The sequence below is a fragment of the Gordonia sp. WA4-43 genome (assembly GCF_020520305.1).
In the GTDB taxonomy this organism is placed as follows: domain Bacteria; phylum Actinomycetota; class Actinomycetes; order Mycobacteriales; family Mycobacteriaceae; genus Gordonia; species Gordonia hongkongensis.
This window is the reverse complement of sequence record NZ_CP084736.1, coordinates 2,798,789-2,814,800: the sequence shown is the minus strand read 5'-3', so window position 1 is coordinate 2,814,800 and position 16,012 is coordinate 2,798,789. Positions and strand designations below refer to the sequence as shown.

Sequence of the window (16,012 nt, the reverse complement as noted above, 5' to 3'; positions counted from 1 at the left end):
CTGGTCGTTGCCGGGCGAGAGCTTCGTGACGGCCTCGAGCGTCTCACCCCGCCCGCTGAGGTGCGAGCTTGCGAGCGTCTCACTCCGCCCCTGAGGAGCGAGCTTGCGAGCGTCACGAAGGGTCCTGGTGAGATGCGTGGCAGACCCTTCGTGACGCGCCCTCCGCAAGCTCCGGGCGGTCCTCAGGGAGCGGGGAGTGACGCGCCCTCCGCAAGCTCCGGGCGCTCCTGGGGGAGGGGGGTGGTCGTGCGCTCTGCAAGCTCGCGGCGCCCCGATTGTGACCGGCGGACTTCAACTCGACTCCTAGACTTCGATCGAAGTCTGCCGGTCGAGTTGAAGTCTGCCGGTCGCCGGCCCAGCGCCCTCTGGCTCTTTCAGAGCAGGGAGCAGGGGTGCTCCCTGCTCCCGAACATGCGTTGCCCGGTCACCCCGGGACGGCAGTGGCGAGTGGAATCACTGTGGAGTTGTCAAGGAACACATGTAGTCCCGGACATGAGTCGGGTGCGGAAGGTGCTGCGCGAAAGAGTGCGGTCGGGGTGGTGGTCAGGTGGCTGTTCAGGCGGCCTCGTCGAGTCGCATGGTGCGGCGGTTGTAGGCGGGTAACGGTCGACGCAGTGGGTCGATGGTCGCGGGTGGGACGAGCCAGGGGTGTCGGTCGAAACCCATGACGATGTCCCAACCGTGGTGGTGGACCTGGGTGTGGCAGCGCTGGCACAGCAGACACCCGTTGTCGAGGTCGGTGGGTCCGCCGTCGGCCCACGACTTGATGTGATGCACCTGCGTATGGGACGGCGGCGCACCACATTTGATGCAGCAGGCGTCGCGGACGATTACCGCCTTGCGTAAGTGTGACGGATACAACCGGCGGGTGTGACCCATCTGTAGTGGTACGCCCTCACTATCGAGGATTATCTCCGTGAGCGAGCCGTCGCACGACACCTGTTTCGCGGCGGCATGGCTGACCGATCCGGTCCACGGCAGCGTCGCCAGGTCTCCGGTCGCGGGGATCGTCAGCATCAGTTGCGTGCGTGGGCTTCCGACGGTGTCGAGGGTGGCGCCGATCGCTGCTTGATCGAGGATCAGTTCGAAGGCGTCGGCGCGGCGTTGCTCGGCGGTGCGCCGGTCCTCGGTGCCGTCGGGTTCGGGCCGCGGACAGGACCGTTCGTCGATCATCGCCATGAACTTCTCACCGACCACCTGGGTGAGGTCGGCGCGCACCTCGACGCGGCCGTCGTCGGTGGTGTGCGCGTTGACCGAGTTCAGCGATGGGTCGTCAGCCGAGGGGACACCGGTGTCGGAGGCATAGGCAAGGTTGTTGGCGATCGCGCGAGCATGCTTGAGCACTTGCGACGGCGTCGCACCGGACAGTGCTTGGGCGATGAGTTCGATCTCGTACCGTGAGCGGTCGTCGTCGGAACCACCATCGGCGCAGCACTTCTCGATCTGGTTCATGCCGCGAACAATGGCGTCGACGATTTCGCTGGACAGTCGCCCGTCGGCGGCATGACGAGACAGCGCCGGCAACCCCGGCAGGGCATCGACACTTCGCATGGTGCGTTGGGCGGCGGCCGGGGCGTGGCCTGACTCGATCAGTAACTTCTTGGTGGTGCTGCCGGCTTTCTGCGCGACGCCGAGGTCGTCGAGTTGTGCTGCGTGCGCGACGATCTGGTGGTCGACGGTGTTGCGGATCAGGCGCAACGTGTCGAGGGCGTCGAGAGTTTCTCTGCCTGTTCGGTCGTCGGCGGGTGGGGTGGTCTCGATGAGTCGATCGAGGAGGGTGGCAAGCTCTGGCATGACTCCAAGGTACCGGAACATGCGTGGCTCTTCTGACCCTGAAGTGGGCTACTTTTAGCGAGCCTAATGCACGCAACGCCCAGTCTCGCTTAGGTTTTGACTTGCGAAGAAAAAGACCTAGAGGAGTGGGCGTTGCGCACTGTCAGAGTACTGCAGAAGTTGCTTGGAATCGAGCGTGCCCGTGTCGTGGGTGTCAGGTTCGATGAGGATGATCGCGGGCACGTCATGGTGGCGACACTAGAACTGCACAAGAACGCACGATCACGGTGTCCGCAGTGCAAGAAGCGCTGCCCGGGTTATGATCAGCCGCCGGCACCGCGGTTGTGGCGGCATCTGGATATGGGCGGCTGGCGGTGTTTCCTCGAGCTGCCCGCGACGCGTGTGCGGTGCCCTCGCCATGGTGTGAAGACTGAGTTGGTTCCGTGGGCACGTCCGGAAGTGAAGATGACCAGGGCGTTTGACGACACCGTCGCGTGGATGTGTGCGCACGCCCCGATGACCGCGGTGAGTGCCTATCTGCGGGTCTCCTGGCGGACGGTGTCTCGTATCGTCGAGCGTGTGGTCGACGATCATGTCGGACTCACCAAACGCTTGAACGGGTTGCGGCGCATCGGTATCGATGAGATCGCCTATCGCAAGGGCCGCCGGTACTTGGTCGTCGTGGTCAACCATGACACAGGTCAGTTGGTGTGGGCTGGTGAGGGCGCCAAGAAGGCGACCATCGAGCGGTTCTTCGATGAACTGGGTGATGTGCGAGCCGGCGAGATCACCCACATCAGTGCTGATGGCGCCGAGTACATCGGTGCGGTCCTCGCCGAGCGGGCGCCGGGAGCGTACTGGTGTATGGACCCATTTCATGTGCTGCAGTGGGTCAATCAGGCGCTGGATCGATGCCGGTCTCGGGTGATGAGCCGGATAGCTGGCTTGTCAAAGGTGGAACGCGGCCGATTGAGGTGGGCGTTGTTGAAGAATCCTGACAACCTCACCGAGAGTCAAGAGCGGCTGCAGTCCATCGTGGTCGCCGATGCCAACAGTGTGCTGGCCCGTGCGTATCAGATGAAAGAAGAAATAAGGCACATACTTTCAGGTGCGTACTCCTCATGTTGGGCGCCGTTGCGGCGCTGGTTGAGGAAGGCAGAGGCCTGCGATATACCCGAGATTCGCACCTTGGCGCCGAGTATCCGTAAACGAGAGGTGCAAATCTACAACGCGGTCACGTGTCAGATGAGCAACGCTCGAGTCGAGGCGACGAACTGCCATCTGCGGTCATTGACAAAGCGGTCATACGGATTTCACACTCCCGATGCTTTGATCGCGATGGCCAACCTCACCAGGGGCGGCGCATGCCCGGAACTCCCACATCGAAACTGACCGAAAACCGCCCACTTTCAGGTCAGGAGATCCACATGCGTTCGATTACGAGGAGTCTCAACAGGCCCGAAACACGAATTCATCGACTGTGCAGTGTTTTTCGTCGACTGTGCGTCCATTGGCGTTGACTGTGCAACCCCCCGTCGACCGAGGTGCACTCCAGTCGTATTCGTGCCCGTTCGGGGGGCAAATGTGTTGTGTCCTCGATGGAGCGGGGGTCTGAGGACTCTCCCGGGCCGCATCCGCAACACGCCGTGCCTGGGGTGCTGCGTCCGTCGGGGTCATTCAGCGGCGTCGGGGTGACTCAGCGGCGTCGGGTTACCAAGTGGCTTCGACTCGGCGCCTCGCTTCGCTCGGTGCCGGCTCAACCAGCGGGGGGCGATCGCGGGCTCGTGAATGGCTGGGGCGCTGTGTCCGTCGGGGTCACTCGGCGGCGTCGGGGTGACTCAGCGGCGTCGGGTTACCAAGTGGCTTCGACTCGGCGCCTCGCTTCGCTCGGTGCCGGCTCAACCAGCGGGGGGGGGGGTGAGCGCGGGCTCGTGAACGGCAGCGTCGACAGAGCGACTCCCAGGAGTCGCACACTGCTCTCCTCGGAACGTGCGCACTCGCCGACCGCGGAGCCGAAACCCACCTACGCTGAACCCATGGATGCAACCTTCGACGTCGTCGTGATCGGTGGCGGTCCGGTGGGCGAGAATGTCGCCGACTATGCGATACGGGGCAGCGATCGAACTGCTGTCGTCATCGAGCACGAGCTCATGGGGGGTGAGTGCTCGTACTGGGCATGCATGCCGAGCAAGGCGTTGTTGGGTCCGGGGTCCGCGCTCGAGGAAGCCCGTGCCCTGGCGGGTGCGCGTGAACGGGTGAGCGGCGATCGTCCGGACGCCGACGCCCTCCTGGCGTGGCGCGACACAGTGAACGACCGACGGGACGGGCCCGGGGCGACCCACGACGACTCCGGGCAGGTGAAATGGGCCGAAGGCGCGGGGATGACGGTGATCCGCGGGCATGGGCGGTTGTCGGGTGAGCGGCAGGTGACTGTCGGCGACACGGTGGTGACGGCGCGTGAGGCGGTCGTGGTGGCGACGGGGAGCACGGCGTCGATCCCGCCGACACCGGGTCTGGCCGAGGCGCACCCGTGGACCTCCCGGGACGCGACGAATCTCGTCGAGGTGCCGGAGCGGATCCTCGTCGTCGGCGGTGGCGTCGTGGCGTGCGAAGCGGTGACCTGGTTGCTCGACCTCGGTGCGGAGGTCGTCATGGCCATCCGCGGTGACCGGTTGCTGCCCAAGATGGAGTCGTTCGTCTCAGAGCGGATCGCGGACTCGCTGACTGCCCGCGGCGTGGACATCCGGTTCGGGACGACGATCGAGTCGGTCGACCGGCCCGGCGCCGCCGACACCGGCTACGGACGCATCCACGGCGGCCCCGTCACCGTCCGGCTCGACGGCGACGGCGCAGGCGAGCTCGTCGTCGACGAGATCCTGGTGGCGGCGGGACGCTCGCCCGCGACGCGGGATCTCGGTCTGGAGTCGGTGGGACTCGAGGCGGGCGGCCCGCTGCGCGCCGATGACCATCTGACGGTGGCCGACCACCCGTGGCTGTACACGGTGGGAGATGTCAACGGCCGTAATGCGTTGACACACATGGGTAAGTATCAGGCGCGGGTGGCCGGGGACGTGATCGCCGCACGTGCTGAGAACCGGGACCTCGACGGTCCGCGGTACGTCGCGAGCTCCGACCACGGTGCCGTACCGCAGGTGGTGTTCACCCGGCCGGAGATCGCATCTGTCGGGCTGACCGCGAAGCAGGCGAAGGACGCCGGCATCGATGTACGGATCGCCGACGGGGACATCTCCGTGGCGGGGTCCTACCTGACCGATCCCGAGTACTCGGGTCACGCCTGTCTCGTCGTCGATGCGGGCCGCGACATCCTCGTCGGGGCGACCTTCGTGGGGCCGCAGACCGCGGAACTCGTCCATTCGGCGACGGTGGCCATCGTCGGCGAGGTCCCGCTCTCGCGGCTGTGGCATGCGGTTCCGTCGTATCCGACCATCAGCGAGGTCTGGTTGCGGTTGCTCGATCAGCTGCGATGAGCCGCGGCCGAGTCGAAGGCCCCGCTCAGAAGCTCAGTCGCCGGATCTTGTCCGGCCGGATGACGATCCGCACCCAGTCGTCGGCGAGGATCTCCGCGAGATCCTGTGCGCGGGTGGGGTCGTCGAGGTCCCAGTAGCGGTCGGCGAGTCGTGCTGCGAGTTCGCGTGCGGCTGGACCGTCGGTCTCGATGCGCGTGGGGCCGGAAACGGAGATCCAGCGCTCGCGTTCCTCGACCGGGGTGGCGACCACGATCGAGGCGCGCGGATCGGCGGCCAGACGACGCACCTTCAGCGAATCGGGACCGGTGAAGAGCTGGATCTCGCCGTCCGCGGTCGCCTCGAACCACACCGGCCGGGGCTGCGGCGGCGTCGGGCCGGTCGCCGTCGAGAAGAAGCCGAGGAGTGGGCGGCTGAGAAAGTCCAGATCGTCGGCGGTCAGGGTGTCGGACGAAGGCGCGGCGATGTCACTCATGGTGGGTACAACCCGAGCGCCCACCGAACATTCCTCGATACACGATTGGTCTGACCACTTGACCATCAGTCCTCCTGGTTCTACGGTCGGTGCATGCCGTTCGAGCCCGTGTCCCAGCAGAGCGCCCCCGAGATCGTGTTCGACCAGATCGTCGAGGGCGTGCTGTCGGGTGACCTACCGGCCGGCGAGGCCCTTCCAAGCGAACGGGAACTGGCCCGCATCCTCGGCGTCTCGCGGCCCACCGTGCGGGAAGCGTTGAAGCGGGTGGCGGCGGCCGGTCTGGTCTCCATTCGGCAGGGCGACGGCGCACGGGTCCAGGACATCGCGCGGACGGGTGGCCTCGATCTGTTGCCGCGACTCCTGATCCGGGGCGGCGCGCTCGTGCCGAGTGTCGCTCGCTCGATCGTCGAGGCACGCGCCGCGGTCGGCCCGGATGTTGCCGGACTGGCGGCGAGGCGGGTGACCGACGACCAGATCGCCAGGCTGACAGCGCTGCTCGCCGATCTCGCCGCCGAACCGGACCCGGTCGGACAGCAGGTCGCGGCACTCGAGTTCTGGAGCGCGATCGTCGACGCGGCCGACTCGATCGCATTCCGTCTCATGTACAACTCGCTCCGCGCCGCGTACGAACCGGCGCTTCCCGCGCTCGCGTCGATGCTGGAGCCGGAGGTCGGCAACATCGACGGCTATCGCGCGCTCGTCGACGCGATCACGTCTCGCGAACCCGGCCGCGCCGAGGCCGCTGCTCGCGAACTGCTCGCGCCCGCGACCGCGGCATTGCTCGAACTCTGTCAGGCACTCGAGGACGCCGAGTCCGACATCGGAGAGGAGAACTGAATGTCTGCCGACGGCATCGACGCCGACCACATCGACCACAGGGCGCGCCGGCAGGTGGCGGCGGAGGAACGGCGCATGCGATCACGGCGGTCGACGACCCTGCGTGCCGCATTCGCCGAGTTCCTCCGGCACCCGTCGCCCTGGATGATCGCCGCGTTCCTGGTGACCTCGTCGGCGGCGCGAATTTGGCTGGGCGGGTGGGGAATCGCCGATCTGGTCGTCCCGGTCGTGATGATCGCGAGCTTCCCGCTGGCCGAATGGCTGATCCACGTCGTCGTGTTGCACTGGCGGCCGAAGCGCCTGGGACCGGTCACCATCGATCCGCTGGTGGCGCGTAAGCATCGCGAGCACCACTCGGACCCGCGGAACATCCCTCTGGTGTTCATCCCGTGGCAGGTGCTGGTCACGGTCGTCCTCGCGGCCGTCGCGGTGGGGCTCCTCGTCTTCGCCAGTGCCGAGCGCGGTCTCACGTTCATGGCAACGCTCGCGGCGATCGGACTGGTCTATGAATGGACGCACTATCTGATCCACTCCGACTACCGGCCGCGCCACGCCTACTATCGCCGGCTGTGGCGCAACCATCGATTCCATCACTACCGCAACGAGCACTATTGGTTCGCGGTCACCACCGCGGGCACCGCGGACCGGTTGCTGCACACCTATCCCGATCCCGACACGGTCGAGAAGTCGCCCACCGCAAAGGATCTGCACGCTCTATCGCAGACCGGGGACTGACCGGCGAAACACATGACGGTGCGGTTTGTCCCGGTAGCCGGGACAAACCGCACCGCGATCCGGGATACTCGCCCGCATGCGGGTATTCGTCACCGGCGGTACGGGGGCCATCGGGGGATACGCGGTGCCCGCATTGGTCGCCGCGGGACACGACGTGCGTGCGCTGGCGCGCTCGGATGCCGCCGCTTCCGCGCTGCGTGCCCACGGCGCCGCCCCGATTCGGGTGTCGCTGTTCGATCGACACGGACTCGCCCAGTACTTCGACGGCTGCGGCGCGGTCGTCAATCTCGCGTCCTCCCTTCCGGGGACCGCCTCATTCGTCCGGAAGTCGGCCTGGGCGGACTGTCATCGCATCCGGCGGGAGGGCTCGGCCGCGGTGGTCGACGCCGCACTCGCCGCCGGCGTGCCGCGGGTGGTGCAGGAATCGGTTGCCATGGTGTACACCGACGCCGGTGACCGGTGGATCGACGAGGAGTCGCCGGTCGACCACTATCCGATCGCGGTGGGCAACCACGCCGCCGAGGCCTCGGCCCGCCGGTTCACTGATTCGGGTGGGATCGGCGTGGTGCTCCGGTTCGGGTTGTTCTATGGCGTCGGCGCCGCCCACAGCGAGCAGCTCATGGCGCTCGCCCGACGACGGATCGGTTTCCGGGCCGGCCGACCCGGTGCCTACGTCTCCTCGATCCACCTCGCCGATGCCGCCGACGCCGTGGTGTCCGCACTCGAAATCGGTTCCGGCACCTACAACATCGTCGACGACCTACCGGTCAACAAGAAGCACCACACGGCCGCCCTGGCCGGTGCGGTCGGTAAGCACCCGTACGTGACCGGTCCCGGCCGGGCCGCCCTCCTGCTCGGCGAACGCACCACGTCGCTGACACGTTCGCTTCGGGTGTCCAACAGACGGTTTCGGTCAGCCACCGACTGGCGACCACGCTACGCCTCGGTGTGGGAGGGGTACGCGCAGATGGCACGTCAGCTCGACGCCGGGTCTGATCGGCGTCGACCTGCGGTGTAGTTCCCGGGTTGCCGGCGTGACCGGCTGGCGTCGCGCGCCGGGTCACAGGTGGGAGGAGAGCAGCACGATCGCGGCGTGGCGCCGGATGAACTGCCACGGGGACGCCAGGGCGTCGGAAGCGGTGCGCAGGTCCTCGTGGGCGATGTCGTGTATGCGTGTGGGCGTCAACGAGGCGAGCATGAGGTCGTCGAGAACCGGACGGGCGGCGAGGATCTCGGCCAGCAGTCGATAGTCGAGCGGCGTTCGCCGGTGCTCGGCCAGGAAAGGAGCGCTGAGGGCCTGGGCGGCCATGTCGTCGGGGAGGCCCGCCACGAGGTGCGTGGCTCGATGGACGTGGCCGAGCATGCACAGTACTGTGGCCGCCTTCGCCACGTCGACGGGCCGATTGCCTGCCCGTTCGACGGTGTCCGCCAACCGGTCCGCGACCTGGGAATCGGTGATCCCGGTGTCGATGAGGACGTCATACAGGCGGTCGACCCGATGCGAGTTCGATGGATCGAGTGGGGTGCTGCGCAGCTCGTCCACCACGCGCTGCGCGGCAATCGGGCCCTGCGCGGCCAGGAGTCGGCGAGCGACCGGGCGCAGTTCGCCGTCGGTGTCGGTGTCGGAGGTCAGGATCTCGACCAGCGCATCGATTCGGTCGGGCTCGGACAGACGGTCGAGGCGGGCTTCGATCGCCGAGGTCCGGTGGAGCTCGGGAAAGAGCCGTCGCAGAACCTCGTCGTCGACCGATGCCCGGATCGCGGCCTCTCGGCACTCGGGATCGTGGACGAGTACGACGAAGTCGTCGTCGAGGTGGGCCGACCCGGGAAGCGTCGCCGTCGCGCGACGGCAGGCGTTGCCGAGACTCCGATGAAATTGCGCGGCAACGACATTCCACGGATGTCCGTGCCGACCCACGGACGCGGTGAGCCGCTCTGCCCACAGATCCCCGGTCGGGGGCGCGTCGACGAGCCGGTCCCAGTCGTCGACGTCCCGCTTGCGGAGGTCACCGCGCTCGGTGGCCGGGGAGCCCTGGGGCTGCCACGCCACCCGGATCGACGGCCACAGGAAGAGCATGTCCCGAGCGTGGACATCGGTCAGGGCGGCAGCGTAGACGGTGTTCGCCGGATGCTGCTCGGCGGCTTCGGCGACCACGAGTTCGATGCAGCGGATCAGGTGATCTTCGAGTGAGCACCAGTCGATGTCCATCAGCGGTCCCAGATCTCGGCGCGGGCGCCGGTGTACGCCATCACCGGGATCTCGAGCGTCGCCGGTGCGCGTGGTCGACGGTCCGCCGGGTCATCCGAGCGCGATGCCGAGATGTCCGGCCATCACCCGGACCATGTGCTGCACCCCGATCTCGTTGCGCCCGATGACCATGTGTTCGTGCTGGCCGCGTCGCACACCTTCGCCGCACTGTGGCAGCATCGCGAAATCCTCGTCGCGGACCGCCGCGTGTACCTGGGCGAAGATGCCGGCATACATCTCGGTCTGTTCCGGAGTGTCGGCCGGGTACTTGGCCATCCAGCTGTGGCGCACGGTGCAGCGGGTCGCCGAACCGGCAGGGAGGATGTCGATGACCTCGACCCCCACCGGACTGTTGGCGAGGATGAGATTCGGGTAGATCCAATAGATGAGGCCCATGTAGGCGCTCGGATCGTCCCAGGTGGCGTCGGGCTCTTTGTCCGCGAGGTCGCGAATCCAGTTGAACGGGAACCCGATCCGATGGTGTGGCCCGTACTCGTCGTAGACGTGCGTGTTCGCGATCGTGTTCTGACCGATCACGCTGTTGCCGTGGACGAACGGGAAGTGGTAACCCTCGGCGAAAGCCTCCAGGGCGCCTTTCCAGCTCACCGTCGATTCGAGATGTCGCTCGTCGTGGTACTGGAAGTCCTGATACCTCCAACGGGCGAGCTCGTCGTCGAAACTGCCCAGGTGGGCGTCCAGGTCGAGCGGCGCATCGGCGGTGAGGACGGCCCAGATGAATCCGTGCCGTTCCTCGCTCGGCAGTTCGACCAGTCCGTAGTCGGAGCGGTCGAGATCGTCGAATCCGGCTTTGCCGGGGACCCCGCGGAGTTTGCCGGTGTTGTCATAGACCCACGCGTGATACGGACACGTGAAGCGTCGGGCGTTGCCCGCGCCACAGGCCGGCATCGCACCGCGATGACGGCAGTAGTTCAGGAAGACGTGGGTCTGCCCGTCTCGATCACGGGTGATGAGCAACGAGTCGTCGAGCACCGTCCGTACGACGTAGTCATCGTTGTTCGGGATCTGCGCCGAGGCCAGCAGCGCCAGCGGCGTCTCGCGCAGCAGTCGAGTCTGTTCGAGTTCGGCGAGTTTGTCGTCGCGGTAGTAGTCCAGCGGTACGCGGAGAGTCGACTCGGCCATGTCGGTGCTGCTGGACATCGCGAGATCCAGTGCTCGACGAGTGAGATCGGCACCGTACGAGCTGGTCGAGGGAGTGGTTTCGGGCATGTCGATCGTCACGGGGGCTGTCCTTTCGGGTCCGTTCAGTCGGCTGGGGCCTGACAATACATGAAACACGTTCTATGTCCAGCCGTGTTGCGACGTCCGGCCTGAGGGGAGGGGCTGCGGGGATCCCCGCAGCACGACACAATGTGTGGATGCGCACCCACGGCTGGGCCGGGGCCACCCCTCCGACCGACGATGACGAAGCGAGCAAGCGCATAGTCGTTGCGGCCGGCGAGCTGATGGACGCCGGAGCCGGTGGCGTCAACATCCGTCAGGTCGCTCAGCGGCTCGGGGTGGCCCGTCAGACCGTCTATCGCTACTTCCCGGACACGAAAGCCCTGCTGTCGGCGACGGCGCAGCACGCGACCGACGAATTCCTGGCGGATCTGGCTCGGTCGCTACAGGGGTTGACCGACCCGGCGGATGCGATCGTCGAAGCCATCGCCCTGACCTTCGAACGGCTGCGACAACACCGGCGATTCGGCCTGCTCTTCGCCGAGGCAGAGCACGGCCGTTTCACTGCCGAGGTCACGTCACCCCAGGCGATCGCGATGGGTCGGGTGATCGTCGAACATCTCGATGTCGACTGGGCTGCCCACGGGTGGGTCGAGGACGACATGGACGAGCTCGTCGAGGTGATGTTGCGGTTCGTCCAGTCACTGCTCGTGGATCCGCGCGAACTCACACGCACCCCGGTTGAGTTGCGGGAATTCCTGCACCGCTGGATAGGTGTGGCCATCGCGGCCAAGAGCATCAACCCCTGACGGCGCCGACGCCTCGCCGCACGGTGGGGCACGCGCCGACGGTGATCGGTGGCGGCCAGAGCTCTACGCACCCAGCCCGGCGGCCATCGACCACACCAGCACTTCGGCGTCGGAGTCGTCGCCGGCGCGGATCGGGAACGACGCGGAGTCGACGCCTCGGAGGGCGTCACCCGGGCCCAGAACGCCGATCTCCCGGACGCCGACCCCGTCGACCTCGATCTGTCCGTGCACGACGAACAGGTGGGTGAACCGGGAAGCGGGTACCTCGACGGTCTCGCCGGGGCGGAGTCGCGCCGCGAACAGGGTGGCGCCCGAGTTGGCGACGGAGACCGCGGCGTCGACATCGGCGACGCCCGACGCGATCGGTACGAGTCCGCCCGCGGCGAGTCGGTCGCGGACATCGGCCTGCGCGTACGACGGCGCGAGGCCGTGGCGGTCGGGCATCAGCCACATCTGGACGTAGCGGACGGGCTCGGTGCCGGCGTCGGGCAGGTCGGGCCATGAGTCGTTGCGCTCGGAGTGTTCGACGCCGGTGCCCGCGCTCATCCGCTGTACCAGGCCGGGGTACAGGACACCGGAGTGCCCGGCCGAGTCGCGGTGGACCAGCGTCCCCGCGACCACCCACGTCACGATCTCGCTCTCCTGATGGGTGTGGAGATCGAAGCCCGCGCCGGGTGCGACGACCTCATCGTTGACGGCGAGCAGCGCGCCGAAGTGCGTGTTCGACGGGTCGTAGTGGTCGCCGAAGGAGAAGCAGTGCCGTGAGGTCAGCCAGTCGGTGGCGGTGACCGGACGATCGTCGCCACGGAAGACGGTGAAAACCATGCGCCCATTGTCGCAGTGCGGCAAGGTGAGGGCGGTCGGGGACGGCCGGGTCCGGGATCTGTCGACGTCGGTCCCCGGACGGCGATCGCGCACGCCGCGGAGTGTCAAAAGTCCCGTGGGCGAGATGAGTTCGTGACCGGCTTGATCCCCGAATGGAAGCTGGCGGCGTCGATTTCGAGTGTTACACGAGTGAAAATTGTCGTCATGAAGATCTGGGTCAAGCGCGCGACGACAGCCGCTTGTGCCGCGGTCACGTGCGCGGTCATGGTGAGTTCCTGTGGGTTCGCCGGTTCGACCGACACGGGCGCCGCTGCCGCCATCGACGCATTCGCCGACGCGCTGAGCCGCCAGGACGCCGGCGGGGCCGCCACGTTCACCACCGCACCGGGACAAGCCGGTGACAGTCTCACCACCACTCTGAGACAGATGGATGCCCAACGCGTCGACGTCGACGTCGACAACCCCGTCGAATACAGCGACGGGACGGCGACCTTCTCGGTCACCACCACCTGGAACTGGGACAAAGGCCGCGTGTACGAGTCGACCAGCGGCGGTACCGCGCGCAAGCTGTCGTCGGGCTGGAAGGTGACCTGGGACCCCGCGATCCTGCACGCCGGCCTCACCGCCGGCGGCACCCTGCGCGAGATCCGCACCGACGCGAAGCCCGCCCCGACCGTCCGCAGCCGAACCGGCCGGGTCTTCATGTACGCCCAGCCGGTCAACGAGATCGTGCTCGATCCCACCCGAACCCCGGACCTCAACGCCTCGGTGCGGGCGCTGGCCGGGGTGATCGCGCCCATCGCGCCGCTGATCACCGGGCAGGTCATCCGCGAGAAGCTCGACGCCACGCCGGGCCGGGCCATCACCGCGGTGGGTCTGCGGGACTCCGACATGGAGGTGCTGGCCGGCGACCCGCGTCGGGTCCCCGGTGTCGTGGTCAACCGGTCCGACCAGCTGGTGATGGCGGACCGGCGCCTGTCCTCCCCCCTCGAGGACGGGCTGACCAACTACTGGCAGGCCATCCGCGACGCCACCGCCGGGTGGCAGGTCGAGATGCTCGGTCCGGGTGCCGCGCCCCGCAAGCTGGCCGGTGAGCAGGGTCCTCCCGGACCCGACGTCCCGACCACGATGGACCAGGGCGTCCAGCTGTCCCTGGGCGACGCGGCCGTCGAGGTCGGTCAACCCGCGACGATCATGACCCTCGACGCGCAGACCGGTGCGATCACCGGGATGGCGCAGAACTCGTACGCGATCGACAGCGGCGTCGACCTCGACCAGCCCTATCCGGTCGGCACCACCCTCAATCCCGTCTTCGACGCGATCGGGCGAGCCGTCGGGTCGGAGCAGCAGCGTGGCGACGAACTGCTCGACCGGCTCGGACTCGGCGTCCAGTTCACGGTGCCCGGTGCGAGCGTTCCGACCGCTGACCGTCCCGGGATCGCGACCATCGACTACCGTCCCGGCTCGAGCATGATGTCGATGACCAACATGGCCGCCTTCGGTGTCGCCATGGCGCGTAGCGCCTCCGGGCAGTCCTCGTCGGTGCCCCCGTTCGTGCTGAAGAACGTGCCGACGAAGATCGCGGGCGGCGAGCTCGGCGGGCTCGATCCGGCCGTCGTCCGGCCCGTGCTGCAGGCGATGACCACCACAGCCGCCACCGGCGACGCCAGTGACCTCACCCGCGCGCCGGGACTGCGGGCCCTCGTCGGCACCAACGGCCCCGAGGGGCCCGGCTGGTTCGTGGGCCTCCAGGGCGGTCAGGTCGTCGTCATCTACACCGAGGGACCCAAGTCGGGGACCGCCGCACTTCAGGTCGCGCAGAAGTACTTCACGATCAAGTAGGTCCGCGAACGCTCGCGACTCTCGTCGTCAGGCGGCGGCGCGACGACCGAGGTAGGCGAAGACGGCTCGCCAGCCGAGCAGGAAGAGCGCGAGCACCACGGCCGCGACGATGACGAAGCTGACCGCCACGCCCTGGCTGAGGATGAAGCGCAGGATCATCGCGACGGTCGCCGTGCAGAACCAGATGACGAGACCGACCGGGACGACCCGGTCCGGCCGGAAGTCGTGACCGAAGAAGTCGCTCGACCGCACATGCGCGTAGACGTAGGTGATCGACCAGCCGACCGCACAGCCGGCGAGGAACGGCCACAGCGTGTGCAGCACCGACGTCAGCGCATAGCCCTCTTCGTGACTGGCCCGGCCGATGAGGACGAAGACCGCGATCGCCACCGCGTCGAACAGGGCGGCGACGGGACCCGTCGCCGTTCCGCGCGCCGGCGAGGACCCCGTCTCCGCCGTCGCGTCGGAGCCCCGGTCCGTCTTCGAGCTCAGCATGGTGGATTACCGTACCGGGTCCGACGGCGGATCGGTGTCGGACGTTCGTGCGGAGTCCCCTCGATGCGGGTTGTCGGGTCCGTCCGTGGGCGGGGCCCCCGGGCGCGGCGGTTGGACACCATCCGGCGGCGGGATGGGGAGCGCCGTACCGTCGGGCGTCGTGGGCGACGGCTCGTCGGCCGAGCGTTCGAGGGCGTCGGCGTCCCGCTCGACCTCGTCGATGAACGTGTCGTCGCGCTTGATGCGGTTACGGAACATGAGACCGATGACCACCCAGCCGATGGCCGACACGATCACATAGCTGATCAGCCGGTAGATGAGGACCGCGGTGATGGCGTCGGCGGCGGGCATCCCGGCGCTGGTCAGCGCAGGGACGAGCACCGCGTCGACGACGCCGATACCGCCCGGCAGCAGGGGGATCGCCGAGCCGACGGCCTTGCCCGCCGCGTAGGCGACCATCAATCCGGAGATGCTCGGGTGGGCGTCGACCGCCCAGCAGGCGAACATCAGGCACCCGACGTCGGCGACCCAGTTGAACAGGCTCCAGCCGAATGCGACCGAGGTGTCGCGCTTGGTGAGCTGCACCGCCCGGAGTTGTTCGAGGGTCTCGAACAACTTCTCGGTGCCGTGCTCCTCCGGCTTGTTCCGGAGTTGATTCACCCAACCCAGGACTCGAATCCCGGTGCTCTTCAACGATTCCGGATGACTGGCCAGGTACTGCAGGACCACCGCGACCGCGAGGAACCCGGCGACGGAGAAGACGACCGAGAACGGGCTGGTCTTCGCGCCGGCCAGGAGGGCGCCGCCGAACCCGAGCACCGCGAGACCGATACCGGCGAGCAGGCCCGACATGACGACCTGCCACGACGCGATGACCGGTGTCGCACCCCACTTGCGGGTTTCCCGATAGGTGAACGCGGGGGCGAGGACCTGGCCGCCCGGCATCGTCTGGCTCAGCGAGTTGGCCGCGAGGATGACCGACAGGGACTTCCACTGCGTGACCCGCAGGCCCGCCGAGCGCAACAGTGCGCGCTGGACCTGGGCGAAACTGTCCATCGACAGCATCGCGGCGACGAGACACGCCGCGACCCAGTGCCACTCGATCTCACCGATACGCAGCCAGGCGCCCCGCAGTTCGGGCCAGATGAGAACGACTTCGACGGCGAGGATGACCAGGACGACGGTGAGCAGGACCCATCGGACCCACCAGAACCGAGGACGGGTCACCGGGGCTGCCGCGCCCCCCGGCGAGCCAACATCCTCCGACGACATACGTGCCACCCTAGGGTAGGGGGGCCGGTGTCGGTGA

At 67.6% G+C, this 16,012-nt stretch carries 14 protein-coding genes; 7 read left to right on the top strand and 7 right to left on the bottom strand.

Annotated features, from left to right (window positions below):
- Positions 1-555: 555 nt before the first annotated feature.
- The gene (locus LEL84_RS12585) at positions 556-1,815 is read right to left on the bottom strand and encodes an HNH endonuclease signature motif containing protein (RefSeq protein WP_226511783.1); all 1,260 of its coding nucleotides are present in this window, start codon (positions 1,813-1,815) and stop codon (positions 556-558) included.
- A 111-nt stretch (positions 1,816-1,926) separates the two neighbouring features.
- On the opposite strand from LEL84_RS12585, the gene LEL84_RS12580 reads away from it, so the two are divergent.
- Positions 1,927-3,165, top strand: coding sequence for an ISL3 family transposase (locus LEL84_RS12580; protein WP_226511782.1), 1,239 nt, complete (start codon positions 1,927-1,929; stop codon positions 3,163-3,165).
- A 644-nt stretch (positions 3,166-3,809) separates the two neighbouring features.
- Complete coding sequence (locus tag LEL84_RS12575) at positions 3,810-5,261, top strand: dihydrolipoyl dehydrogenase family protein (RefSeq protein WP_226511781.1); 1,452 nt, start codon at positions 3,810-3,812, stop codon at positions 5,259-5,261.
- A gap of 25 nt (positions 5,262-5,286) precedes the next feature.
- On the opposite strand, the gene LEL84_RS12570 is transcribed toward LEL84_RS12575, so the two are convergent.
- Positions 5,287-5,733 carry a pyridoxamine 5'-phosphate oxidase family protein gene (locus LEL84_RS12570; RefSeq protein WP_205333644.1) on the bottom strand — a complete coding sequence of 149 codons (447 nt, stop codon included), beginning with the start codon at positions 5,731-5,733 and terminating at the stop codon, positions 5,287-5,289.
- Positions 5,734-5,826: 93 nt separating this feature from the next.
- On the opposite strand from LEL84_RS12570, the gene LEL84_RS12565 reads away from it, so the two are divergent.
- The 3 genes from LEL84_RS12565 (at position 5,827) to LEL84_RS12555 (ending at position 8,323) form a co-directional block, all read left to right on the top strand.
- Complete coding sequence (locus LEL84_RS12565; protein WP_226511780.1) at positions 5,827-6,570, top strand: FadR/GntR family transcriptional regulator; 744 nt, start codon at positions 5,827-5,829, stop codon at positions 6,568-6,570.
- A 15-nt stretch (positions 6,571-6,585) separates the two neighbouring features.
- Complete coding sequence (locus LEL84_RS12560; RefSeq protein ID WP_058252317.1) at positions 6,586-7,305, top strand: sterol desaturase family protein; 720 nt, start codon at positions 6,586-6,588, stop codon at positions 7,303-7,305.
- Positions 7,306-7,381: 76 nt separating this feature from the next.
- Positions 7,382-8,323 (top strand): NAD-dependent epimerase/dehydratase family protein, encoded by a 942-nt coding sequence (locus tag LEL84_RS12555; RefSeq protein ID WP_226511779.1) that lies wholly within the window; start codon positions 7,382-7,384, stop codon positions 8,321-8,323.
- Positions 8,324-8,365: 42 nt separating this feature from the next.
- On the opposite strand, the gene LEL84_RS12550 is transcribed toward LEL84_RS12555, so the two are convergent.
- Both LEL84_RS12550 and LEL84_RS12545 read right to left on the bottom strand, forming a co-directional pair.
- The gene (locus LEL84_RS12550) at positions 8,366-9,514 is read right to left on the bottom strand and encodes a hypothetical protein (protein ID WP_226511778.1); all 1,149 of its coding nucleotides are present in this window, start codon (positions 9,512-9,514) and stop codon (positions 8,366-8,368) included.
- Positions 9,515-9,604: 90 nt separating this feature from the next.
- Positions 9,605-10,780, bottom strand: coding sequence for an aromatic ring-hydroxylating oxygenase subunit alpha (locus tag LEL84_RS12545; protein WP_226514308.1), 1,176 nt, complete (start codon positions 10,778-10,780; stop codon positions 9,605-9,607).
- A gap of 149 nt (positions 10,781-10,929) precedes the next feature.
- On the opposite strand from LEL84_RS12545, the gene LEL84_RS12540 reads away from it, so the two are divergent.
- Positions 10,930-11,541 carry a TetR/AcrR family transcriptional regulator gene (locus LEL84_RS12540; RefSeq protein WP_205333642.1) on the top strand — a complete coding sequence of 204 codons (612 nt, stop codon included), beginning with the start codon at positions 10,930-10,932 and terminating at the stop codon, positions 11,539-11,541.
- Positions 11,542-11,604: 63 nt separating this feature from the next.
- On the opposite strand, the gene LEL84_RS12535 is transcribed toward LEL84_RS12540, so the two are convergent.
- The gene (locus LEL84_RS12535; protein WP_226511777.1) at positions 11,605-12,366 is read right to left on the bottom strand and encodes a pirin family protein; all 762 of its coding nucleotides are present in this window, start codon (positions 12,364-12,366) and stop codon (positions 11,605-11,607) included.
- 204 nt (positions 12,367-12,570) lie between these two features.
- Between LEL84_RS12535 and LEL84_RS12530 the strand changes: the two genes are divergently transcribed.
- The gene (locus LEL84_RS12530) at positions 12,571-14,208 is read left to right on the top strand and encodes an NTF2-like N-terminal transpeptidase domain-containing protein (protein ID WP_165629436.1); all 1,638 of its coding nucleotides are present in this window, start codon (positions 12,571-12,573) and stop codon (positions 14,206-14,208) included.
- Positions 14,209-14,235: 27 nt separating this feature from the next.
- Here the strand turns inward: LEL84_RS12530 and LEL84_RS12525 are convergent, their stop codons facing one another.
- Complete coding sequence (locus LEL84_RS12525; protein WP_165629437.1) at positions 14,236-14,703, bottom strand: DUF3054 domain-containing protein; 468 nt, start codon at positions 14,701-14,703, stop codon at positions 14,236-14,238.
- Positions 14,704-14,709: 6 nt separating this feature from the next.
- The gene (locus LEL84_RS12520) at positions 14,710-15,975 is read right to left on the bottom strand and encodes a lysylphosphatidylglycerol synthase transmembrane domain-containing protein (protein WP_165629438.1); all 1,266 of its coding nucleotides are present in this window, start codon (positions 15,973-15,975) and stop codon (positions 14,710-14,712) included.
- Positions 15,976-16,012 lie beyond the last annotated feature (37 nt).